Below are 21,067 nucleotides of genomic sequence, written 5' to 3'. Positions count from 1 at the left end.
CATCAACCGATTGGCCGCCAGTCCTGCGGGGCGTCGCGCAGCGCCATGGCGTGCGTGCGCAATGCCGCGGCGACCGCTTTCGGGTCGCCCTTAAGGTCGCCGGGGCCGATCGCCGATCCGAATTTGATGCGATAGGTTTTCTTCTTCTTGTTCAACAGCTCATGGAACAAGGTGATGTCGCGCAATTCCGTGTTCAGTTTCCAGAACCAGTAATAGAGCCATGAATTGCGCATTTCGATATGCGCAGGGATAACCGGGCAGTCATATTTGCGGGCGAAACTCGCGACCGAAGCGAGCCATTCCTGTTCGTTGAGGCGTTTGCCGTCATCCATGAAGGCGAGCCGGCCGGAGGGGAACAAAACCACGCATTTTTCGGCCTGAAAGGCTTGCTTGGCGCTGGAAAGCGTTTCGCGCGAGCGCGCGGCGGTGCGCTTCTCGGCGACCCATTCGACCGGGATGATCATGTCATCGAGGCCCGGCGCCGCGCGCAGCGCATCGCGATTGGCGAAAAAGGTCATGTCCGGGCGGTGGTGCTTGATTGCGTCAAACATGGCGACGCCGTCCGGTATGCCTGTCGGGTGCGTCGAGGCGATCAGTACGCGTCCCTTTTTCGGCAGATGCTCAAGCCCCGTGACGTCGAGATCAAGCGACAGCAAATTGCTGATATGATCGAAGACGCCGCGCGCCGGCAATGTCGCAACCGCGTCCGCCATTTTGACGGCGGGCTTATAGAGCAGCAGCGGATAGAGCGCGGCCTTGTAAAGCGGCCACAATGACGAAGCGCGCAAATGGCTGGCGCGCTCCTCGATCAATCTGTCGACAATATGCAAATCACCTTCGTCTGCGCCGGGGCCAGCGACGGAAGATGGATGGGCGGGGTTTTCTGCGTCCATGGCGAAGTCGCGGCGTCAGCTTGCGGCGCCGGTGCGGCGCGCGCGGGAGCGCATCCTTACCGGGATTTGAGATGTCGCGAAATGGGGCGGGCAGGCAGCGCGGGGTTAGTGATTTTCTTCCGGATCTTCCCGGTAAGGCTGGCTGGCGAGATGGAGGGTCAGAAAGGCCGCCGCGACAAGCAGCGCGACCGCTGCGGCGCCGCCGCCATGATTGCCGAGCCAGTTGCCGACTGCGCAGACCAGGGCGATCACCAAATAGGGCGCGAGCGGCGGGTCCTCGTGACGCACGCGCACCATGAACAGTCCTGCCGTTGCGATGAAGAGCATCACCGATAAAAGATCGAATGTAGACGCCACTCAATATTCTCCCTTCGGTGAATCTCCCGCAACTGCGTTAACAAGCCTGTAAGCAGCGTGGTTAACGGAAGCGGTTCTGCCCCGGGGGGAATCTATCAAGGAATCCAGCCCCCAGATTGTGGCCAGACGGGTTTTTTGGGGCTAAGAGCGAGATTGTGTCCGGCACGACAGCTGCATGACGGGTCTGGCGCGCCTCATAGCGTGAGGTTCCTTGGGAGGACTAAATGAGCTTATCCGTAACGGCGGCGCATGGCGCGCGCTGCTTTGAAGACTGTGCGCCGACATCATTAGAGAATTTGACAGCCGCTGCGCTGTATCAGCTGGCGGTGAGCCGCGGCGAGGGTGAAATCGCCAAAGACGGCCCGCTGGTCGTGAAAACCGGCGAACATACGGGCCGTTCGGCGCAGGACAAATTTATTGTCCGCCATCCGGAAACCGAAAAGACGATCTGGTGGGACGCGAACAAGGCGATGAGCGCCGAGCAGTTCGACCGCCTCCATGCGGACATGCTCGATTATGCGAGCAAGCGCGAGCTGATCAAGCAGGATCTCGCCGGCGGCGCAGACAAGACCTACGGCATCAAGGTTCGTGTGTTCACCGAATATGCCTGGCACGGCCTGTTCATCCAGCATTTGCTGGTGCGCCCGCCGCTTGATGAGCGCGGCGCCGATCCCGATTTCACGATTGTTGATCTTCCCGGTTTCTCCGCTGACCCGGCTGTGCATGGCTGCGGATCGAAGACCGTGATCGCCGTCGACTTTGTTCGCCGTCTCGTGCTGATTGGCGGCACGTCCTATGCGGGCGAGATGAAGAAATCCGTCTTCACCATCCTCAACTATTTGCTGCCCGAACAAAACGTCATGCCGATGCATTGCTCGGTCAATGTGGGCGAAGGCGACGATCCGGCGATTTTCTTTGGCTTGTCCGGCACCGGTAAAACCACGCTCTCCGCTGATCCGAACCGCACGCTGATTGGCGATGACGAACATGGCTGGGGCCCGAATGGCCTGTTCAATTTCGAAGGCGGCTGCTACGCGAAAATGATCCGTCTGTCGCCGACGGCGGAACCGGAAATCTTCGCCACGACAAAGCGCTTCGGCACCGTGCTTGAAAATGTGGTGATGGACCCGAAGACCCGCGAGCTTGATCTCGATGATGCGAGCCTTGCGGAAAACTCCCGCGGCGCCTATCCGATTGACTTCATCCCGAACGCCAGCCTTGAAGGCGTCACCACCCATCCCAAAAACATCATCATGCTCACCTGCGACGCGTTTGGCGTCATGCCGCCGATCGCGCGGCTGTCCCCGGCGCAGGCGATGTATATGTTCCTGTCGGGCTACACGGCGAAAGTCGCCGGCACTGAAAAGGGCCTTGGCAAAGACCCGGAAGCGACATTCTCCACCTGTTTCGGCGCGCCTTTCATGCCCCGCCATCCGTCTGAATATGGCGCGCTGCTGGGCAAGCTGATCGACCAGCACGGGGTTTCCTGCTGGCTCGTCTCCACCGGCTGGACCGGCGGCCCGCATGGGCAAGGCAAACGCATGCCGATCAAGGAAACCCGCGCTCTGCTGACGGCGGCGCTTAACGGATCTTTGAACGCAGCCCCGATGCGCAAGGACGAGATCTTCGGTTTTGACGTGCCGACCGATGTGGCCGGCGTCGACAAGGCGATCCTCAATCCGCGCGACACCTGGGAAGACGCCGGCGCCTATGACGCGCAGGCGCAGAAGCTGGCGAAAATGTTCGTCGAGAATTTCAAGATTTTCGAAGCCTATGTCAGCGATGACGTGAAGGCGGCGAGCCCGAAAGCCTAGGCGGCGCACTGATCCCCCTGTCATCCGAGGCTTCGCCTCGCATGACACTCCCCTTTTCAAGGGGGAGATAAGCTCTGCAATTCTGTGAACTGGTTCCTCCCCTTAAAAAGGGGAGGTGGCCGGACCGTAAGGTCCGGACGGAGGGGATCAGACTCTCAGACTTTCGTATCGAGGCGCTCACCCGGTTCGCCGCCCTCGTCATTTGGCGGCGGCGTGGCGCCGGGGCCTGAAGAGACCGTCACCATGGCGGCGCGCAGGACGCGGTCGCCGATCGTGAAGCCCTGCTGGGCGACATCGACAACATGGTTGGGGGGAATGTCCGCATGCGGAACTTGTGCGACCGCCTGATGCAGATTCGGATCGAATTTTTCGCGCTCGGCGGCGACCCGGCGAATGCCATGGCGGTCGAGCACGGAGAGCAATTCCTTCTCCGTCATTTTGAGGCCGTCAATCAGCGCGGTTGCGGAGGCGGCGTCATCAGAGCCGGTTTCGGCGACGCGGAATGCGCGCTCGAAATTGTCGGCCACGCCGATCAGGTCGCGCGCAAAATTGGCGATCGCATAGCGGCCGGCGTCAGTCTTCTCGCGCTCGCCCCGGCGGCGGGTATTCTCAACCTCTGCGGCGAGCCGCAGCACTTTTTCATTCAGCGCGGCGATTTCCGCCTGGGCCGCTTCCAGCGCCTCGGATGGAGTGTCCTCCGCAAGGTCATCTTCACCCAGCATTTCAGGGTCTTCCGGGTCGTCTAGGAAAGGGTCGTTGTGATCACTCATGAGACTGCTTTGGTTTTGGGGAAACGATGGAGCGGATTTACGTGTCCGTGAGGATTATTTCAACATCCGCGAGAGCACTTCGGCAGTATAGTCCACGATCGGCACAACCCGGGCGTAATTTAGCCGGGTCGGGCCAATTACCCCCAATACCCCAACGATTTTACGGTTTTCATCTCGATAGGGGGCGGTGATGACCGAGGAGCCGGATAGCGAGAACAGCCGATTTTCCGAACCGATGAAGACTTTCACGCCCTCGCCGTCACGGGCGGCGGTCAGGAGATCGACCACATCGCGCTTCTTTTCGAGGTCGTCGAGCAGCATTCTGACGCGCTCAATATCCTGCGCTGCTTCGTCCAGCAGGTGGCCGCGTCCGCGCACGATGAGCTGCCAATTATCTTCGCCGGCGATATCGGCGACGCCGTCCCGAACCAGCCGGGCGGTAAGCTCATCCAGTTCAGCGCGGTTCGATTCGACCTCGGCGAGAATGCTGGCGCGGGTCTCGTTGAGATTGCGCCCGCGCAGCCGCGCATTGAGATAATTCCCGGCGGAGATCAGCGCCGAAGCGGGCAGGTCGCTCGGAGCGTTGATGACGCGGTTTTCAACCCTGCCGTCTTCGAACACCATAACGACCAGCGCCTTGCCGGGGCCGGTTCGCACAAATTCAATCTGGCGCAAGGGCGCATCGGATTTTTGCGCAATGATCAGGCTTGCCGTCTGGGTCAGGCCAGACAGCCGGGCGGCGGCGACTTCGAGCAGGCTGTCGGCGCTGTCGGCTTGCGCCTCGGATTCGATGGCCCGGCGTTCATCCTCGGTCAGATTGCCGACCTGCATCAGCCCGTCGACAAACAGGCGCAATCCGAGATCGGTCGGCAGGCGCCCGGCGGAAATATGCGGCGCATGGAGCAGGCCCATATCGGTGAGATCGGCCATGACATTGCGCACGGTCGCCGCCGAGACGGCGATTTTCGAATCATGGCTAAGGGTCCGCGAGCCGACCGGCTCGCCGGAAGCGAGATAGGTTTCCACCAGCCGGCGGAAAATCTCCCGCGAGCGCTCGTCAATATCGTTTAGCCCGGTCATTCTTTTACAATGGCGCTATTCGTTTCATTCAAAAGGAAAAATAAGCGCTATGCCGGCAAGAGCAAGGGTTCTTGCGACGGTCCGGCGGGTCGACAGGGCCCCGCCCTTAGGTCTAGGAAGGCCAGCCCTTAAATTCACGGAGACATTCATGAGACCTTCCGGTCGCGCTTTTAACGAGCTTCGCGCTGTATCTTTCGAACTCGGCGTCGCCAAACATGCGGAAGGCTCGTGTCTCGTGAAATTCGGCGACACCCATGTCCTGTGCACCGCGAGCTGGGATGAAACCACGCCGCCCTGGCTTCGCGGCGGCGGCCGCGGCTGGGTGACGGCGGAATATGGCATGCTGCCGCGCTCCACCGGCGAGCGCATGCGCCGGGAGGCCAAAAACGGCCAATCGGGACGGACTCAGGAAATCCAGCGCCTGATCGGGCGCAGCCTGCGCGCCGTGGTCGATCTCAAGGCCCTGGGCGAGCGCCAGATCCTGATCGACTGCGATGTCATTCAGGCCGATGGCGGCACCCGCACCGCGTCGATCACCGGCGCCTGGATCGCCATGAACCAGGCCTGCAAATGGGCGACCAGCCAGGGCATCATCAAGGCCAATCCGGTGCGCGACCGCGTCGCCGCGATCTCTTGCGGCCTGGTCGGCGGCGCGCCGGCGCTTGATCTCGATTATGATGAAGATTCCACGGCGCAGGCGGATGCGAATTTCGTCATCACCGGTTCCGGCGGTCTGGTTGAATTGCAGGCGACCGCCGAAGGCGATCCGTTCACGGATGAGCAGTTTCAGGCGTTGCTCGCACTCGCAAAATCAGGCTGCACGGAACTGTCGGCGCGGCAGGCGGAACTCGCCTGACCGATAGGGCTTTCGCGAACGCCAACAGCATTGCGCCCGGCGTCGCCCGCCGGGGCGCTGCTTGCGCGGAAATCCGAAACTGATAGAAGCTGTCAGCCTTCGCGTTTTGCTGAAAGTTCGCATGCAGGATTCTCAATCGCCACAAGACACGCCGCAACCGGAACAAGCCGCGCCTGCGCAGGATCCTTCGCCCGGCGATATTGCGCCCGCTGAATCGGTGATTGAAGACAGCGTCGAAACCTTGCGCGATCAACTGGCGACGATCTGGGACGGTCTGCAAAGCCAGATGTTGACGCTCGGCGTCGCCATTGAAGGCGTCATCTTGTTCGCGGCGATCCTGCCGGCGGCGTTTTTCGGACCGCGGCTCAGGAAAGTCATTCAAAGCCAGGTCGCGCCGCGCGCGCCTTACGGCATGTTGCGCCGCGCCGCCAACGCTTTTGCCCATCTTGCAACGCCGATTGCGCTCTATCTCGTGTTGCAGGCGGCGGTGGTTGCATTGCAGGCCGCCGGCAGTTCAACGGGGCTGATCTCGGCGGCGGTGAGCCTGCTCGCGGCGTGGATCGTCATCCGGCTTGTGACGCTGGTCATCCGTTCGCCCTTCTGGTCGCGGGTGGCGTTTTACGTGATCTGGCCGCTTGCGGCGCTCGATGCATTCGGCGTGCTTGACGATGTCATCAGGCAGCTCGAGGCGTTTTCATTTCCCCTTGGCACGGATGAAAACGGCGTCTTGCAAACCTTCTCCGCGCTTGACCTTTTCCGCACGCTCGCCGTGTTCGGCGTGTTGTTCTGGGGCGCGCGGGTGCTCAGCCATCTGATCACCGGCCGCATCAACGCCATCGACGAACTCACGATTTCCTTCAAGGCGCTGCTGTCGAAAATTCTCAACGTGTTGTTGCCGATCGTCGCGCTGATCGCGGCGTTGCAGATTGTCGGATTTCCGTTTGGCACGCTGGCGATTTTCGGCGGCGCCATCGGTCTCGGCATCGGTCTTGGCATGCAACGCACCGTGTCGAATTTCTTCGCCGGCTTCACCTTGATCGCCGACAAATCCATCAAGCCCGGCGACGTCATTGAAGTGGCCGGAACCTATGGCTGGGTGACGGCGATGAACTCGCGCTATGTGACATTGCGAACCCGCGACGGGATGGCGCATTTGGTGCCGAACGATAAATTTATCGAAGACGGCGTCGTCAACTGGTCCCATGACGACCGGGTGGTGCGTTTGCATGCGCCTTTCGGGGTGTCTTACGGCACGCAGGATCTGCGCGCGCTTGCAAGGCGCTGCGAAGAGACGGCGCTGACCGTCAACCGCGTGCTGAAAAGCCCGGCGCCGCGCTGCAACCTGATGGAATTCGGCGACAATTCGATCAATTTCGATTTGCGCTTCTGGATCAACGATCCGGCCAACGGTTCCGCCAATGTGCGCTCGGACGTGTTTATGGCGATCTGGGATTTGCTCAATGAAATGAATATCGAAGTGCCGTTCCCGCAGCGCGATCTGCATATCAAATCCGCGCCTGAGGGTTTCAAAATGGTCTCCGAAACCAGGGCTGAGGCCCTGTCAAACTCTCGTGAGGACTGATTTCGCCGGGTCCGCGCCGTTGCGGCGGGCCGGTCCGAGCGGCTATATTCCGCATGGGGGCGAGAGTTTCGCCAAGGGGCATAATGTCAGGGAGTTACGCTATGTTACGTTTGATCACGCTTGGGGGAGCAGCCCTCCTTCTCGCCGCCTGCGCCACCTCGACGCCCTACGGCCCGGCTGAGAATGGCAGAGGCTATGGGTTTTCCGATCAGCGGATTGAATCCAACCGCTATCGCGTCACCTTTCGCGGCAATTCCTCAACCTCGCGCGAAACCGTGGAGAACGCGCTGCTCTATCGTTCGGCTGAGCTGACGGTGCAGCTCGGGTTCGACTATTTCGTCGCGCTTGAGAACGAAACTGAGGCGAACCGGACTTATTCCACGACCTCTACCGAGCCCGCCTTTTACGGCCGTTACGGTTATGGCCGCTCGTTCTACCGGCCCTATTACGGCTTCCCCTATTACGCTTATGGCTTTGGCTGGGGATATCCATATTCCGACACCTATACGCGAGAGATCACCCGCTATTCCGCAGTTGCCTTTATCTCCATGTATAAAGGCCAAAAGCCCGCGGATAATCCGCAGGCTTTCGATGCGCGTGAGGTGATGGCCAATCTTCGTCCTTACGTGCTCGGCGACGCCGCCGGCCAATAGGACGCTTTCTAGCTAGTTGACGGCGCGAAGCACCGGCGTGGTCGGTGCTTCCGCTGTTTCCTGTCCTGCATCGGCCTGTGTGGTTTCATACACCACGACAAAGCCGCGCGGCGTATGGCGCACAATCACGCCGCGGCGCCGGCCCACATGGATGGATGATCCGATCGACGGGCGTCTGCGCGCATCCACAGAGACCCCGTTCACCGACGTGTCGACAATCGTCACCATCAGCGAAGACCCGTCCGCCAGGCGGCAGATCGTGCGCGATCCGCCATCGCGGTGACGCAAGGTCGTGCGCCGGTCGGCGAGCCCGTCGGCGAAGTCCGGATTGGCGCGCAGCATGAGCTGTTCCGTCAACAGATTGCGGCGGCGCTTGGAAAGCAGGAAGGATACGGCAAAGCCGTCGGGGAACGTGCGCGCGATCGTGCTTTCGATCACGTCCAGATCTTCGATGTGAACAACCGCCGCATCTCCGACCATGACCTTGGCGTCTGTAATCAGCGCCATGTCGCCCGGTGAGATATTGAGAAGGCGGCCTTCATATTCATCGACGGCGTTAATCACGATGCGCACAGGAAGATTGAGGCTGATCCTCCGGTAGCGCCGTCCGTCACTCTTAAACATCGTATGGTTGTCCCGATTTGCCTATTTGCGCCGCCGCGTTGCAGTTAGCGGCCAGCCGCAAAACCTTTTCTAACAGGTAAGGTTCAATTTTATTGAACGGCATGAAAGCGTTGGCGCTGGCGCCAGTGCTTTGCAGCGCGCGCAAGGGCTTGTATGGTTAAAAAAATGATTTTCCCCATTAACGCACTGCAAAATCGGAGGCTTTTTCTGATGATGAAGCAGGTAGTTTTCGCCATCGCCGCATTGTTTGTTTCGTTTTCCGCCGCTCGCGCCGGCGATGACCCCTTTCAATGGCTGGAAGAGGTTGAGGACGAGAAGGCGCTCGACTGGGTGCGCGCTCAGAACGCCCGGTCGCAGGCGGAACTCGAAGCGGACCCCCGTTTTGAGGCGATGCGCGAAGAGGCGTTATCCGTGCTGACGTCTAAGGCGCGGCTGCCGCTTGGATCTATCCATAATGGTCACGTCTACAATTTCTGGCAGGACGATGCGCATGTTCGCGGGCTTTGGCGCCGGGCAAGCGTTGCAAGTTATCGCGCGGGAACCCCCGAATGGGAAACGCTGCTTGATATGGATGCGCTGGCCGCAACGGAGGGGCGCAACTGGGTGCATGGGGATATTGTTTGTCTGTCCCCTGATTATGTGCGCTGCATGATCGAGCTGTCTGACGGCGGCAAGGACGCGGCTTACTGGCGCGAGTTCGACACCGAGGCGAAAGCCTTTGTTGAAGACGGCTTTTATTTGCCTGAAGCGAAGTCCAATATTGACTGGTTTGATGCGGACACGCTGCTGGTCGGCACGGATCTGGGAGAGGGCTCGCTGACCAGTTCGGGCTATCCGCGCAAGCTGCTGGCGCTGAAGCGCGGCGTGGCGCTAAAGGATGCGCCGGTCCTGTTTGAAGGCGAGGAGGATGATGTCTGGGTTGCGCCCTCGGTTTTCCATGAGGCCGGTGTTGATCGCATCATCATCCAGCGCGCCCGGTCGTTTTTTGAGTATGACTATTTTTATGCGCGCAACCCCTTTGGAAAGACGGTCAAGCTCGACATGCCGAGTCGTGCGAATATTCACGGGGTTCTGAACGGGCGGCTTATCGTGTCCCTGCAAGAAGAATGGGATGATCATGGCCATGTGTCGCCGCAAGGCGCCGTGGTCGCCTATGACCTTGCGCAAGCCGACATGAAACTCGAGATCGCCGAACGCGAGGGGCGCTACAAGGGCGCGTCAGGCGATGTTGCGATGTCGGAGATTGTTTTCGCGCCGGCGGAAAACCAGTCGGTAGAGCAGATTGAAGTCGGTCAATCCAATCTCGTCGTGCAGTATCTTGACGATGTGTCGGGCAAGGCTGCGCGCTTCACCCGGCGGAAAAAAGGCGGCTGGAAATCCGCCGCGATCGACTTGCCGGAAAATGGCGTGATTGAAATCATTTCGGCGGGCGGCGGCACAGACGACGCGATGCTGTCTTTCGAAAGCATGACGCATCCCGAAGCGCTGTATTATGTGAGCGCGCGCGGCAAGGTCAAAAAGATCCTTGAAACCCCCGCATATTTTGACGCGGCAGGAGTTGTCGTAAAGCAGCGTTTTGCAACATCCGCAGACGGAACAAAAATTCCTTACTACATCATGGGGCTCGATTCCGTTCTGAAACAGGGCGACGCGCCGACCGTGCAATATGGCTATGGCGGCTTCCTCGTCCCGATCCTGCCGTTTTATTATGATGACCCGTCGCGCCCGCAACATGGCGCGCTTGCCGGATTGATGTGGGTGAAGCGCGGCGGCGTGCTTGTGCTGTCCAACATTCGCGGCGGTTCGGAATATGGCCCGCGCTGGCATCAGGCGGCGTTGAAAGAAAACCGCCAGCGCGCCTTTGACGACTTTATCGCCATTTCAGAAGACCTGATCGCGACCGGCGTCACCAGTCCTGAAAAGCTCGGCGCTATCGGCCGCTCCAATGGCGGGCTGTTGATGGGCGCCATGCTGACCCAGCGCCCGGACCTTTATGCGGCGATCGATATCGGCGTGCCGCTGTTTGACATGAAGCGTTACAACAAGCTGCTGGCCGGCGCGTCATGGATGGGCGAATACGGAAACCCCGATATTCCCGAGGAATGGGCCTATATCTCCGAATATTCTCCCTATCAAAAGCTTGAACGCGGCCAGCCCTATCCCAAAGTATTGTTTTATACGTCGACCAAGGATGATCGCGTTCATCCCGGGCATGCGCGCAAGGCGGCGGCGAAAATGGCTGATCTCGGATATGACTTCTTTTACTATGAAAATATCGAGGGCGGGCATGGCGGCACGGCGAACCAGGATCAGCTCGCTTACCGCACGGCGCTCGAATATGTGTATTTCGCAAAAATGCTGATGGGAGAGGCCGAGTGAACGAGATCTCCGCATCGGTGCTTCAGCGGGCATGGCGCAAGGTCGATATCAAGCTGTCGATCGGCGGCCAGATGCATATTTTGCGGTGGCGTCGCGGCTGGTTTGTGGACGAGGTGCTGTTTGACGATCGCCGGGTCGCGACTTCGCGAGGCTTGTTCGGGCGCGAGAGCGTTTACGGCCTCAACATCAAAGGCGAAGACGAGCGCGAAACCCGTCTTGTGCTGATGGTCGATACGGAGTCAGGCTGGGACGATTGGAGCGGCGAGATGAAGCCTCGCGGCGTGCGCCTTGAAACGGCGGATACCGCGCTGGTTGCGTTTGGCTCGCTCGGGCCCGACCGCATTGAGCCTTTTCGGCAACTCTATGACCGGGCCATCAAAGCGCTGGGTCTGTATTAGTCGGGAAGCGGCTGTCACTTCCGGCGCCCCGTTCCCTTTTTGCGTGAAACTGGCTTACACTTACCTCTTTTGTGATGAAGGGGGCCCGGCATGTCCTGGTGGTTTGGCGTCAAGCTTTGGAAGCGGGTTTTTCTGGGGCTCCTGCTCGGCGTGATTTTCGGTCTCGCCGTGTCGCAGACCATGTCGCCCGAAGCCGGTGAAAGCCTTTTGTCTCAGATAAAGATTGTCGGCGACATTTTCATCGCCGCCATCCGGCTCGTCATTATACCGCTGATTTTTTTCACGCTTATCGCCGGCGTGCTGGCGCTTGGCGATCCGAAAAAGCTCGGCACCATCGGCCTGAAAACCCTTGTGCTGTATTTGCTGACGACATTCTTCGCCAATATTATCGGCCTGCTGATGGGAACGATTTTCCGCCCCGGCGCGGGCGTCGAGCTTGGCTCCGCCCAGCCTCAGGTGATCAGCGCCGATGCTGGCGGGTTTCTCGAACGCGTCGTCGGCATGGCGACAAAGAACCCGTTTGAAAAAATTATGGCGGGCGAGCCGATGACGCTCATCATCGCCGCCGTGCTCATTCTTGCGGCGATCCTGCTGACCCGCCGGGTCGCAGATGGCGGCGTCAAGCGTCCGGTTGTGGCGATGATTTTCATCGGGCTGTTTGCGCTCGGGATCGCCATGGCGTCGATGGATATTCTTTTCCTGATCTTCGTGTCGCTGGTGATCGGCATCGCCTTCCTGTTCGAGCCCGGCGATGACGGCCCGGCGATGCGGTTTTTCACCTATGCCTCCGACAAGGTTTTGGGGGTGACACATCTCATCATGGAGATCGCGCCCTTTGGGGTTTTCGCGCTGATCGCCTGGGTTGCGGGCACGCGCGGACTTGAAACTTTCACCGCGATCTTCTGGCTCGTGATCGCCGTATATCTTGGCTGCTTCCTTCACATGGCGGTGGTCTATGGCGGCATCATCAAGTTCGGGCTCAAACTTCCTTTCATCAATTTCTTCCGCGGCATTCTTGATGCGCAGATGGTGGCCTATTCGACATCATCGTCCTCCGCGACGCTGCCGGTGACGATTTCCAACGTCACCGAAAATCTCGGCGTCAAGAAGTCCATTGCGGGTTCGGTGCTGCCGCTCGGCGCGACGATCAATATGGACGGGACCGCGCTTTATCTCGGCATTGTGGCGCTCTTCACGGCTCAGGCGTTCGGCTATAGTCTGGAGCTGCATCATTACGGGCTGATCGCCTTGACGGCCGCGCTGGTTTCCATCGGCACCGCCGGAATCCCTTCCGCGTCGCTGTTTCTGCTGGCGACGGTGCTGCAAGTGTTTGACGTGACGCCCGAACATACGGCGATAATCGTCGGGTTCATATTTCCCTTCGACCGGCTGTTGGACATGATGCGTACGGTCGTGAATGTGACCGGCGACGCAACCGTCTCGGTCACGGTCGCGAAATGGGAGGGCGAGCTTGATGAGGACGTGTTTCGTGCGAAACCGCTAAGTTGATGGGAGGCCCTATTGGCGTATTCCGTGGCATGACGGCGAACAATATAAAAGAACTGAGATTGTCATTCCTCTTAACCCCTGGCGATTTTGCCTGTCGCCTCGGCATATACCCGGAATATATTGTCAGGCTGGAAAGCGGCGTCCGCCCGCTCAGCGATTTGTGGGCAGACGCGGTTGCGCGCGCGCTTGGCGTTCCGCGCGAGATGGTGACAGAGCCGGGCGCCGCCGCCGGATTTCGCGGGGGAAAACTGCCGGACGCCGTGGCGCCGGTCTTGTGCCCATTGGGCGCGCGCTACGCCATTCTTGCGCTAATCGCAAAACTCGCCGGGCTAAAAACCGCAACCAGCCTCGATGAAGACGATCTGGCGGACGCCGTGCAAAGTCTGGTTTCCTATGTGGGCAGAGATGCGGCGAATGAAGGCGCTGCTAATCGTCTTTCGCAAGGTCTTCAAATAACCGTCTTAACAATCCTTCAATCCCGCTCGCCCGACCTTCCCGAAGAGTTTCAGGAAAATCTTGGCTCCGCCCTTCCAGGGGCGCTAAAGCTGCTTGAGGTGTTTTCGGATTTTGACGCGCCCGGGCAGGGAACATGACGACATTGTCGGAACGGCTTTTCGGGAATACCCCCAAAAGCCGGTGATACAGCGCTTCAGCGCGCTTGCGCTCCTCAACACTCAATGTGGCCTCCCCGCCTGATAGCCGGTCCGAAGATCAGCTTCAGCATTGTTAACCTATTATCGCAGTCTTTTGAAGCAGGTTTTCGTCCATAATTATGGGGAAAACAAGCATTTAGATCAGGTTTCGCCAACTGGACTTCGTTTCGGGGGCGTACCAAGTCGCGCCGCCGGGGCTTGGCCGCCTTGCCCGCGCGAATGGCTGCGATGTGGTCTTCCTCGCCGCGGCGATGACGGGGCGTCCCGGTGAATTAGTTAATATACTGACTATTTATCGGTTCAGTTAACCATCGCCGATTTCCGTTTAACCGGCAATTAAAAGCTTGAGCGTTTGATAGCGTGTTCTGGACGGCAAAAGGCTGTCCTTGCGTGCCGGAGGACGCCCATGACATCGCCCGTCAATCAGAAAGATCTTCGTGCGGAACAAATCAAGCTGCTGCGTTTTGAAAAATCGCTGGCAGCCGCATGCCGCGACGTCGTCGCGGGCAAGCCGCTCGACAAAGCGCCGGTGCTCGCCAGCCTGTCCGTCCTCGCCGCATCTGCGGGCGCGGCGTCTGCAAAGCTCGGCACTGACGCCCCATTGCAGTTTGTTGCAGCAGCGAAGGCCGTTGCAGCTCAACCCGGCGAGGGGGCGTCCTGGCTCGTCAATCTTGCCGAAGCGGCGTCAACGAGTCATGCTCTCCTCGAAAACCTTGCGCAGGAAGGGGCCTTTTGCATCCTTCAGGCCGGCGGCGGCACGCCGAAGCGCAGTTCGACGGAGACGATCCTATCTCTGCTTACGAGTGGACCCTTCTAACCCGCTACGGAACATTCCTCGCCATCGGAATAGTCCTCGCGGTTCTGTCCGGCTCCAAGAATATGCGCCTCGCCGCGGCGGTTATCGCCGTGGACTGGCTGCTCAGCAATCTGTTGTTCCAACAAATGGGCGCGGCGTCGGTGAATATTATTGCGCCGATGAACATCATTGTGCTCGGCCTGTTTGCAACCTTCTGGCGCATGAAAAGCTTGAACGGCGCCTTCATTCACAAGATTTTCTTTTTCTATTACGGGCTCTATTTGCTGGTGAATGGCTGGCATTTGCTTGGCCGGTTTTTCTTTCCGGAGACATTGAGCGCGACCTATTATTTCTCGCTCGCCGCCTCGAATGTCGTCTTTATCCTGATCGTCATTACGCTGTGGTTGTTTTCCAGCCTTAAATTCGTCGACCGTTATGCCGAGGGCGGCCTGATGGGCGTTTTTGAACGCAATATCGAAAAATGGCGGAAATGGATGGGCGGCGGTCACTAGGCCGCGTCGCCGGAAGGCAGTCGCCTCAACTGCGACCGTTTTGTTTTGTGCCGGTTGGCGAACAGCTCATCGTCTTGCGCCTCGCCGATGACCGGCGTCACGCAGCATCCCCTCAGGCCGAGGCCGATGAGATTGCGGATCGCTGCAGAGCGTGATTCCATGCGATGTTCGAAACGCCAGGCGTCGATCGCCTCGACTTCCAGATCGTTCAAACACAATTGGAACTTTTGAGTGCGTTTTTGCATTTGGCGTTCCAGCCCCCGCGGTTGTCGATGCAGGCGCTGGGTTACCACATAGCGTGTCCAGTTACGCAATCATATGATGGTTTGGAGCAGGTTGCATTGACATATGATGGTTTGGCTAGCGCGGCTAAACAGGGAATATATTGTCATGGCGAAACCATCATCGGCTTGCGCCAACTGCCGGTTGCGCAAGATGGAATGTTTTGAGCCAGTCAGCCGCGATGCGCTGAATTATATAAACGACTTTCGCCTTGGGGAGTTACGCGTCGATGCGGGCTCCGACATTTTGCGGCAATCCGCCAGCTCGGCGCATTTCTACACGCTTTATGAAGGCTGGGCTGCGCGGCGACTCACGCTTGAGGATGGTCAGTCGCAAATCACGAATTTCGCCCTGCCGGGCGCCATTCTGGGCATTCAGGCCGGACTTGAGCAAGAAATGGATCACTCGGTTGAGGCGCTGACATCTGTCGTTCTTTGTGTCTTTCCACGCAGCGAATTCCGCACGCTGCTGGCTGAGCAGGCTGAGCTGACCTATCGCGTGGTCTGGCAGGCGGCGCGGGAGGAGCATTTCCTCGGCGCCAATATTACGGCCGTCGGCCGCAAACAGGGCCCGGCGCGGGTCGCCTATCTTTTTGCGTCGTTGCATGCGCGAGCGGTGGAGAGCGCCATCGCGCAGCATGGGCGGCCGCTGGACATCCCGATCACCCAGCAGCATGTGGCGGACGCCATGGGCTTGTCGATCGCCCACACCCATCGCATCTTGCGCGACCTCGCCAGGCAAGGGCTGATCGCGCCGAACAGGAAGAAAATCAGGGTCCTGGCCCCGGATGCGCTGGCGGAGATGGGCGGCTTTGACCGTGATGCGATGGTCCCCATGGCCTTGCTATAGGGCGCGGCGGCCCGCGCCTTGCCATCCCCCGCTTGATCCCCTATATCCCCCGCAATCTCGGGAAAATAAGCCTTTCCCGCGTCCGCCGGCACGACCCCCAGCATTTAAATGGGACGAGGCCGGGGATGTACCGCCGCCGGAGTAACGCTCCCGCGGTGGTGATTTTGCGTTGCGCGCTTGGGTTTGCATGCTTGCGGGTGCGTTTGGAAATTGAGGATTTTGCGGTTTGGATTATCGCGTCGTCTTTGCGGATCAGGAATGGGAGCCGGCCTTTGGCGGCACGGCCCGGCTGAAACGCGTGGCGCGAGGCGGCAAGATCTTCCGGCTGGTCGAAATGACCCCGGCGTCGAGCCATCCGGGCTGGTGCGAGGTTGGCCATCTCGGCCTTGTGGTCGAAGGCGAGATTGAAATCGAATTTGCAGCGGAGACGCTTCGTTTCGCCGCCGGCGACGCGCTGGTGATTCCGACGGGCGAGGCCGACCGCCACCGGCCGCGCGCGCTCACCGAGCGGGCGAGCCTGTTCCTCATCGAAGACGACGTGAACTGAAGAAAGCGAATAAATGTTTGACTCACTTAGCGATCGGTTAGGCGCAATCTTTGAGGGCCTTCGCGGCCCGAGCGCAAATGCGCTCAGAACTAAGATTTACCGCGAAGGCGCTAGTTTCGCGGTGTTGGGATAATTCATGTTTGAATCACTGAGCGACCGTTTAAGTACAATCTTTGAAGGCCTTCGCGGTAGGGGCGCCCTTGAGGAAAAAGACGTCAATGAAGCCTTGCGGGAAGTGCGCGTTGCACTGCTCGAGGCTGACGTTGCATTGCCCGTCGCCAAGGATTTCATCGCGAAGGTGCGCGACCGCGCCGTCGGTGCGGAAGTGCTGCGCTCGGTGACGCCGGGCCAGCAGGTCGTGAAGATCGTTCATGACGCGCTGATCGACATGCTGGGCGGTGAAGAATCCGAAAGCGCGCTGTCTTTCGCGACGACGCCCCCCGCCGTGATTATGATGGTCGGCCTGCAGGGCTCGGGCAAAACCACCTCGACCGCGAAGATCGCGCTGCGTTTGCAAAAGCGCGACAAGAAAAAAGTCCTGATGGCTTCGCTCGATACGCGCCGCCCGGCGGCGCAGGAGCAGTTGGCGATTCTCGGCGAGCAGGCGGATGTGAAAACGCTCCCGATCATCGCCGGACAAAGCCCGCGCGACATCGCCAAACGCGCCATCGAAGCGGGCCGGCTCGGCGGTTTTGATGCGGTGATGCTCGACACGGCGGGACGCCTTTCCATCGACGAACAGTTGATGAGCGAGATCGCCGACATTCACGCCGACGCCAAGCCGATTGAAACGCTGCTGGTGGTCGATGCGCTGACCGGTCAGGACGCGGTTTCAACGGCGGAGAAGTTCAAGGCCCGCGTTGACGTCACCGGCGTTGTCATGACCCGCATTGACGGCGATGCGCGCGGCGGTGCGGCGCTTTCCATGCGCGCGGTCACCGGCGCGCCGATCAAATTTGTCGGCATTGGCGAAAAGCTCGATGCGCTCGACGCGTTTGAGCCCAAGCGCATGGCCGGCCGCATTCTCGGCATGGGCGACATTGTTTCGCTGGTCGAGAAAGCCTCCGAGGAAATGGACGCGGCCAAGGCGGAAAAAGCCGCCAAGAAAATGGCCAAGGGCGAGTTCGACATGGACGATCTCGCCGATCAGTTCAAACAGATGCGCAAGATGGGCGGCATGGGCGCGATCCTCGGCATGATGCCGGGCATGGGCAAGATGAAGAAGATGGTCGATCAGGCCGGCGGCCTCGACGACAAGGAAATCATTCATCAGGAAGCGATCATCTCGTCGATGACGAAGCAAGAGCGCAAAAAACCTGCGCTGATGAACGCCAAACGCAAGAAACGCGTCGCCGCCGGCTCCGGCACCTCGGTGCAGGAAGTGAACAAGCTGTTGAAAGCCCACCGCCAGATGGCGGACATGATGAAGAAGATGGGCAAGGGCGGCATGAAAGGCATGGCCAAACAGCTCGCCGGCATGGGCGGCGGAGGCGGTTTAGGCGGCATGCTTGGCGGCGGTGGCGGCCCCGATGCGGCGGCGCTTCTGGAACAGGCCAAGGGCGCAAAAGGCGCTCCGGGTGCTGACGATCTTGACTTCGACGCCATCGAACAGGCGCTGTCCGGCAAAGGCGCGATGCCGCCGGGCATGGGCGGCCTGCCGGGGAAGAAGAAATGAGCAAGTTTGTACGACCTCTCTCCCCGCTCTTTCCGGCGAATGCCGGAATCCAGTCAACAAAGAATGACGGGCTTCGCCCGGCTTTATTCTTTTGCTGGGTCCCGGCTTGCGCCGGGATGGGCGGAATTTGAATTCACCACTCAACTGAAACCAAGACTGAAGGACCAAAACAATGTCACTAAAAATCAGACTGGCCCGCGGCGGCGCGAAAAAGCGTCCGTTCTACTCAATCGTCGTCACCGATCTCGCGCAACCCGCGCGACGGCCGCTTCATTGAAAAGATCGGCACTTACAATCCGCTGCTCGCCAGAACCGATGAAAAACGCGTTCAGTATAATGACGAACGCGCAAAATACTGGCTCTCCAAAGGCGCCAAGCCGACGGATCGCGTCGCCCGTTTCTTCGCGGTGAACGACCTCGTCAAATGGGAGCACGGCACAAACCCGAACAAGGGCAAGCCGGGCCAGAAGGCGCAGGAACGCGCTGCTGAAAAGGCTGAAAAAGAAGCCGCCGCCAATGCGCCGGCTGAAGCCCCTGCGGAAGAAGCCGCTGCAGAAGAAGCTGCTGAATAAGCAGGCTTTTCGGCGGCCTTCATCGCCGCTCTTTTTGCGCGGGAACCATATCGCCCTTCGCCTGTTGGCGGGGCGTGGTTCTTGATCGCCGGCGCGCGCCCGTAAGCGTTTGCGCGCGCTGGCACAGCAAAGGAGTTCGATGATGAATAGCTCTGTAAAAATGTTCGCGACTATGTTGGCGTTGCTCGGCATGAGCATGTCCTTGTCCGGCTGCCTCCTCGGCGCGGCGGCTGGCGCCGGCTATATCGCCCATGATGAGGCGACCGAAGGCGACGGCGAATTCGACCCGCTTGAAGAAGCCTATGACGGCGACCCGGAAACGGCGGGCCCGCTCGACAGGGAAGATGACTAGTCTCCGGGCGGTGACGCTTCGCGACAGAACAAAAGGCGCGCCTTCGGGCGCGCTTTTTTTGTGCGCGCCGCAAATTCGCCACGGGGTTTCCTATGGTAAGCTGCCTTGAAGCTGTTCAGAGGCGAAATCATGACCCTGCGATTGCCGGCGAAATTTTCAAAATCCTTGATGGCCGGCGCGGCGTCGCTGGCGCTTGCGGCCTGTGATGGCGGCGGCGGGTCTCGCGACGCCTATGCGCCGTCCCCGGCTCCGACCCAGGGCATGGTGTCCATGGACCGCGCCGAAAGCGCGGCGGCGGGCGATATGGCGCCCAGCGAGCCGTCGCCCAATCCGGCGCCGGGGGAAACCGCCGGGCTGATGCTCGCCTATTCCTATTCCATGGGCGTCGAGGCGCCGAAGGCCGCCGTCTCCGTCTTGAAATCCGCTCATGAGAAAGCCTGTATGGAGGCGGGGCCGAAACTTTGTCAGGTGCTTGGCTCTTCGGTGAATTCATGGGGCGAGGACAATATCAACGCCTATCTCAATCTGCGCGCGGCGCCGGACTGGCTGGCATCGTTCCGCGCGGAAATCGTGGCGGATGCGGGCAAGGCGGGCGGCCGGATCACCTCCGATAATGTGAATACGGAGGATTTGACGACCTACCTTGTCGATATCGAGGCGCGGCTGGCGGCGAAGCTCGCTCTGCGCGACCGCATAAAGCAATTGCTCGAAACCCGCGACGGAACCTTGTCCGACATTCTTGCGGCTGAACGCGCGCTCGCCGATGTGCAGGGCGAGATCGATTCCATGACGGCGCAGCGCGCTGCGGCGCGGGCGCGGGTCGACATGTCGGCGCTGTCTATTTCCTATCAAAGCGATCCGAAGACTTCGACCGGCGTATTCAAGCCGTTGGCGGAAGCCTTTAAGGGATTCTTCCGCACCTCGATTGCGTCGCTGGCGGCGGCGGTTGATTTCATTGCGCGCGCCTGGCCGTTCTTCCTGATCGGATTGGGCGTGTTGTTCATCTTGCGCGCCTGGTGGCGGGGCCGCCGCTCTAAAGCCTAGCCGCCATTCGCCCAAAAAGATCGGCCCCGAAGGCGGCGCGTGTTACGCAGCGCAAACCTTCAGGGCCGTGTTGTGCAGTTCGGGACCGGTTGCTTGGGGCGATCCATCCCGTCCTGCTCCCCCAGTTGGCTCCCCAGCCATTTGCCAGAGGTCTCCCCCGAAATCTCTGGCGTAACTTGCCGTGCTTTTCAGCCTCGGCTCTCTCCCCCTGGGCATGCGCTTAGCCCGTACTTTCGCCAAGCCGCCGCCTGGCGCATCGCCGGGAGGAGAGAGACCCGGCTTAAAATTCCCCGCCGTCGAAAGCGACGATGGCCGGCGGCATCGGCAGGCGCGGATTGAAGGGGCTTGCGATATTCGCGGCGTCTTTGCCGATTTCAAATTCGGCGCTGGCGGTGACGATGCTGTCGAGCTTGGCGCCAGTGTCGATCGCCGTCGTTTTGATGGTTTCGGCGGTGGCTTCCGGCGACGCGGCGACCAGCGGTCCGAAGACATTGTCGATTTTCGCCATGCGGGCGTTGATTTTGCGGCCGGTCTGTTCCGTGAGCGCCAGAGTGAACTCGGCTTGCTTGGCGTCCAGATCTTCGTGGATCAGTTCCATCAAGGTCGCGTGGCCGGCGGTCTCGGCTTTTGCTGAAGTGTTGGCGCTGACAGCGGCGACTGCGGCGAAGGCCATCATGCTGATGTAAAAAGTGCGGTTGGTCATTTTCTCTCTCCCGTTTGGTGAAGCGCCTCATCAGCGCCTCGATGAATTAACCATAATCGGGGTCCGTCAAATTGAATGTGATGGGCGTCACAGCTTTGTTTCGGTTCATAAAATCGCCTCAATGGCGGCCATTTCCGCCATATTCTCACCGGTCGCGACATCGATGC

At 59.9% G+C, this 21,067-nt stretch carries 22 protein-coding genes and 1 pseudogene; 16 read left to right on the top strand and 7 right to left on the bottom strand.

What is annotated here, in order from left to right:
• Nucleotides 1–2: 2 nt before the first annotated feature.
• Both AC0L8G_RS01680 and AC0L8G_RS01675 read right to left on the bottom strand, forming a co-directional pair.
• Nucleotides 3–893, bottom strand: a complete 891-nt coding sequence (locus AC0L8G_RS01680) for a 1-acyl-sn-glycerol-3-phosphate acyltransferase (RefSeq protein ID WP_473386250.1) — start codon at nt 891–893, stop codon at nt 3–5.
• A 105-nt stretch (nt 894–998) separates the two neighbouring features.
• Nucleotides 999–1,250: an XrtV sorting system accessory protein gene (locus AC0L8G_RS01675; protein WP_473386249.1), complete on the bottom strand. Its 252-nt coding sequence runs from the start codon at nt 1,248–1,250 to the stop codon at nt 999–1,001.
• Between the two features lie 224 nt (nt 1,251–1,474).
• Between AC0L8G_RS01675 and AC0L8G_RS01670 the strand changes: the two genes are divergently transcribed.
• Complete coding sequence (locus tag AC0L8G_RS01670) at nt 1,475–3,064, top strand: phosphoenolpyruvate carboxykinase (protein ID WP_473386248.1); 1,590 nt, start codon at nt 1,475–1,477, stop codon at nt 3,062–3,064.
• 155 nt (nt 3,065–3,219) lie between these two features.
• Here the strand turns inward: AC0L8G_RS01670 and grpE are convergent, their stop codons facing one another.
• Together grpE and hrcA are read right to left on the bottom strand one after the other, a co-directional pair.
• Nucleotides 3,220–3,834, bottom strand: coding sequence for a nucleotide exchange factor GrpE (gene grpE / locus AC0L8G_RS01665; protein ID WP_473386247.1), 615 nt, complete (start codon nt 3,832–3,834; stop codon nt 3,220–3,222).
• Between the two features lie 54 nt (nt 3,835–3,888).
• Nucleotides 3,889–4,914 carry a heat-inducible transcriptional repressor HrcA gene (gene hrcA / locus AC0L8G_RS01660; protein ID WP_473386246.1) on the bottom strand — a complete coding sequence of 342 codons (1,026 nt, stop codon included), beginning with the start codon at nt 4,912–4,914 and terminating at the stop codon, nt 3,889–3,891.
• 148 nt (nt 4,915–5,062) lie between these two features.
• Here hrcA and rph point away from each other — a divergent pair, with 148 nt between their 5' ends.
• From rph to AC0L8G_RS01645, 3 genes are all read left to right on the top strand, one after another.
• Entirely contained in the window at nt 5,063–5,770 is a 708-nt protein-coding gene (rph, locus tag AC0L8G_RS01655; RefSeq protein ID WP_473386245.1) for a ribonuclease PH, read from the top strand.
• A 121-nt stretch (nt 5,771–5,891) separates the two neighbouring features.
• The gene (locus AC0L8G_RS01650; RefSeq protein ID WP_473386244.1) at nt 5,892–7,352 is read left to right on the top strand and encodes a mechanosensitive ion channel family protein; all 1,461 of its coding nucleotides are present in this window, start codon (nt 5,892–5,894) and stop codon (nt 7,350–7,352) included.
• A 101-nt stretch (nt 7,353–7,453) separates the two neighbouring features.
• Nucleotides 7,454–8,005 carry a CC0125/CC1285 family lipoprotein gene (locus AC0L8G_RS01645; RefSeq protein WP_473386243.1) on the top strand — a complete coding sequence of 184 codons (552 nt, stop codon included), beginning with the start codon at nt 7,454–7,456 and terminating at the stop codon, nt 8,003–8,005.
• A 12-nt stretch (nt 8,006–8,017) separates the two neighbouring features.
• Here the strand turns inward: AC0L8G_RS01645 and AC0L8G_RS01640 are convergent, their stop codons facing one another.
• Complete coding sequence (locus AC0L8G_RS01640) at nt 8,018–8,629, bottom strand: PilZ domain-containing protein (RefSeq protein WP_473386242.1); 612 nt, start codon at nt 8,627–8,629, stop codon at nt 8,018–8,020.
• Between the two features lie 210 nt (nt 8,630–8,839).
• Here AC0L8G_RS01640 and AC0L8G_RS01635 point away from each other — a divergent pair, with 210 nt between their 5' ends.
• The 6 genes from AC0L8G_RS01635 to AC0L8G_RS01610 all read left to right on the top strand — a co-directional run bounded on the left by AC0L8G_RS01635 (nt 8,840) and on the right by AC0L8G_RS01610 (nt 14,876).
• Nucleotides 8,840–11,008: a prolyl oligopeptidase family serine peptidase gene (locus AC0L8G_RS01635; RefSeq protein ID WP_473386241.1), complete on the top strand. Its 2,169-nt coding sequence runs from the start codon at nt 8,840–8,842 to the stop codon at nt 11,006–11,008.
• Nucleotides 11,005–11,406 (top strand): hypothetical protein, encoded by a 402-nt coding sequence (locus AC0L8G_RS01630; protein ID WP_473386240.1) that lies wholly within the window; start codon nt 11,005–11,007, stop codon nt 11,404–11,406. Before AC0L8G_RS01635 ends, AC0L8G_RS01630 begins: the two co-directional genes overlap by 4 nt.
• A gap of 90 nt (nt 11,407–11,496) precedes the next feature.
• The gene (locus tag AC0L8G_RS01625; protein ID WP_473386239.1) at nt 11,497–12,915 is read left to right on the top strand and encodes a dicarboxylate/amino acid:cation symporter; all 1,419 of its coding nucleotides are present in this window, start codon (nt 11,497–11,499) and stop codon (nt 12,913–12,915) included.
• Between the two features lie 59 nt (nt 12,916–12,974).
• On the top strand, nt 12,975–13,508 hold the full coding sequence (locus AC0L8G_RS01620; protein WP_473386238.1) for a helix-turn-helix domain-containing protein: 534 nt from the start codon (nt 12,975–12,977) through the stop codon (nt 13,506–13,508).
• A 466-nt stretch (nt 13,509–13,974) separates the two neighbouring features.
• Nucleotides 13,975–14,385 (top strand): hypothetical protein, encoded by a 411-nt coding sequence (locus tag AC0L8G_RS01615; RefSeq protein WP_473386237.1) that lies wholly within the window; start codon nt 13,975–13,977, stop codon nt 14,383–14,385.
• Complete coding sequence (locus AC0L8G_RS01610; protein WP_473386236.1) at nt 14,301–14,876, top strand: hypothetical protein; 576 nt, start codon at nt 14,301–14,303, stop codon at nt 14,874–14,876. The genes AC0L8G_RS01615 and AC0L8G_RS01610 overlap by 85 nt, the downstream gene beginning before the upstream one ends.
• Here AC0L8G_RS01610 and AC0L8G_RS01605 read toward each other — a convergent pair.
• Complete coding sequence (locus AC0L8G_RS01605; protein WP_473386235.1) at nt 14,873–15,121, bottom strand: hypothetical protein; 249 nt, start codon at nt 15,119–15,121, stop codon at nt 14,873–14,875. The two genes, AC0L8G_RS01610 and AC0L8G_RS01605, sit on opposite strands and share 4 nt — an antisense overlap.
• A 145-nt stretch (nt 15,122–15,266) precedes the next feature.
• Here AC0L8G_RS01605 and AC0L8G_RS01600 point away from each other — a divergent pair, with 145 nt between their 5' ends.
• The 6 genes and pseudogenes from AC0L8G_RS01600 to AC0L8G_RS01575 all read left to right on the top strand — a co-directional run bounded on the left by AC0L8G_RS01600 (nt 15,267) and on the right by AC0L8G_RS01575 (nt 20,197).
• Nucleotides 15,267–16,007, top strand: a complete 741-nt coding sequence (locus AC0L8G_RS01600; RefSeq protein ID WP_473386234.1) for a Crp/Fnr family transcriptional regulator — start codon at nt 15,267–15,269, stop codon at nt 16,005–16,007.
• Between the two features lie 226 nt (nt 16,008–16,233).
• Nucleotides 16,234–16,554, top strand: a complete 321-nt coding sequence (locus AC0L8G_RS01595) for a cupin domain-containing protein (protein WP_473386233.1) — start codon at nt 16,234–16,236, stop codon at nt 16,552–16,554.
• Between the two features lie 136 nt (nt 16,555–16,690).
• Complete coding sequence (ffh, locus tag AC0L8G_RS01590) at nt 16,691–18,229, top strand: signal recognition particle protein (protein WP_473386232.1); 1,539 nt, start codon at nt 16,691–16,693, stop codon at nt 18,227–18,229.
• 172 nt (nt 18,230–18,401) lie between these two features.
• A pseudogene (rpsP, locus tag AC0L8G_RS01585) lies at nt 18,402–18,801 on the top strand (30S ribosomal protein S16).
• A gap of 139 nt (nt 18,802–18,940) precedes the next feature.
• A complete protein-coding gene (locus tag AC0L8G_RS01580; protein ID WP_473386231.1) occupies nt 18,941–19,153 on the top strand; it encodes a hypothetical protein in 213 nt (70 codons plus the stop codon).
• 129 nt (nt 19,154–19,282) lie between these two features.
• Nucleotides 19,283–20,197 carry a DUF4349 domain-containing protein gene (locus AC0L8G_RS01575; RefSeq protein WP_473386230.1) on the top strand — a complete coding sequence of 305 codons (915 nt, stop codon included), beginning with the start codon at nt 19,283–19,285 and terminating at the stop codon, nt 20,195–20,197.
• Between the two features lie 280 nt (nt 20,198–20,477).
• On the opposite strand, the gene AC0L8G_RS01570 is transcribed toward AC0L8G_RS01575, so the two are convergent.
• The gene (locus AC0L8G_RS01570; protein WP_473386229.1) at nt 20,478–20,900 is read right to left on the bottom strand and encodes a hypothetical protein; all 423 of its coding nucleotides are present in this window, start codon (nt 20,898–20,900) and stop codon (nt 20,478–20,480) included.
• Between the last annotated feature and the right edge of the window lie 167 nt (nt 20,901–21,067).

It is taken from the genome of Hyphococcus sp. D3-15, from assembly GCF_055809375.1.
This window is presented reverse-complemented; position numbering and strand designations above follow the sequence as displayed.

Excerpts from the sequence above, each read along its gene's own strand:
- AC0L8G_RS01635 (WP_473386241.1), top strand. The coding sequence starts at position 8,840 with ATGATGAAGCAGGTAGTTTTCGCCATCGCCGCATTGTTTGTTTCGTTT.
- AC0L8G_RS01640 (WP_473386242.1), bottom strand. The coding sequence starts at position 8,629 with ATGTTTAAGAGTGACGGACGGCGCTACCGGAGGATCAGCCTCAATCTT.
- AC0L8G_RS01670 (WP_473386248.1), top strand. The coding sequence starts at position 1,475 with ATGAGCTTATCCGTAACGGCGGCGCATGGCGCGCGCTGCTTTGAAGAC.
- AC0L8G_RS01605 (WP_473386235.1), bottom strand. The coding sequence starts at position 15,121 with ATGCAAAAACGCACTCAAAAGTTCCAATTGTGTTTGAACGATCTGGAA.
- grpE (WP_473386247.1), bottom strand. The coding sequence starts at position 3,834 with ATGAGTGATCACAACGACCCTTTCCTAGACGACCCGGAAGACCCTGAA.
- AC0L8G_RS01600 (WP_473386234.1), top strand. The coding sequence starts at position 15,267 with ATGGCGAAACCATCATCGGCTTGCGCCAACTGCCGGTTGCGCAAGATG.
- hrcA (WP_473386246.1), bottom strand. The coding sequence starts at position 4,914 with ATGACCGGGCTAAACGATATTGACGAGCGCTCGCGGGAGATTTTCCGC.
- AC0L8G_RS01575 (WP_473386230.1), top strand. The coding sequence starts at position 19,283 with ATGACCCTGCGATTGCCGGCGAAATTTTCAAAATCCTTGATGGCCGGC.
- AC0L8G_RS01650 (WP_473386244.1), top strand. The coding sequence starts at position 5,892 with ATGCAGGATTCTCAATCGCCACAAGACACGCCGCAACCGGAACAAGCC.
- AC0L8G_RS01680 (WP_473386250.1), bottom strand. The coding sequence starts at position 893 with ATGGACGCAGAAAACCCCGCCCATCCATCTTCCGTCGCTGGCCCCGGC.
- rph (WP_473386245.1), top strand. The coding sequence starts at position 5,063 with ATGAGACCTTCCGGTCGCGCTTTTAACGAGCTTCGCGCTGTATCTTTC.
- AC0L8G_RS01645 (WP_473386243.1), top strand. The coding sequence starts at position 7,454 with ATGTTACGTTTGATCACGCTTGGGGGAGCAGCCCTCCTTCTCGCCGCC.
- AC0L8G_RS01625 (WP_473386239.1), top strand. The coding sequence starts at position 11,497 with ATGTCCTGGTGGTTTGGCGTCAAGCTTTGGAAGCGGGTTTTTCTGGGG.
- AC0L8G_RS01570 (WP_473386229.1), bottom strand. The coding sequence starts at position 20,900 with ATGACCAACCGCACTTTTTACATCAGCATGATGGCCTTCGCCGCAGTC.
- AC0L8G_RS01580 (WP_473386231.1), top strand. The coding sequence starts at position 18,941 with ATGATGAATAGCTCTGTAAAAATGTTCGCGACTATGTTGGCGTTGCTC.
- AC0L8G_RS01615 (WP_473386237.1), top strand. The coding sequence starts at position 13,975 with ATGACATCGCCCGTCAATCAGAAAGATCTTCGTGCGGAACAAATCAAG.
- ffh (WP_473386232.1), top strand. The coding sequence starts at position 16,691 with ATGTTTGAATCACTGAGCGACCGTTTAAGTACAATCTTTGAAGGCCTT.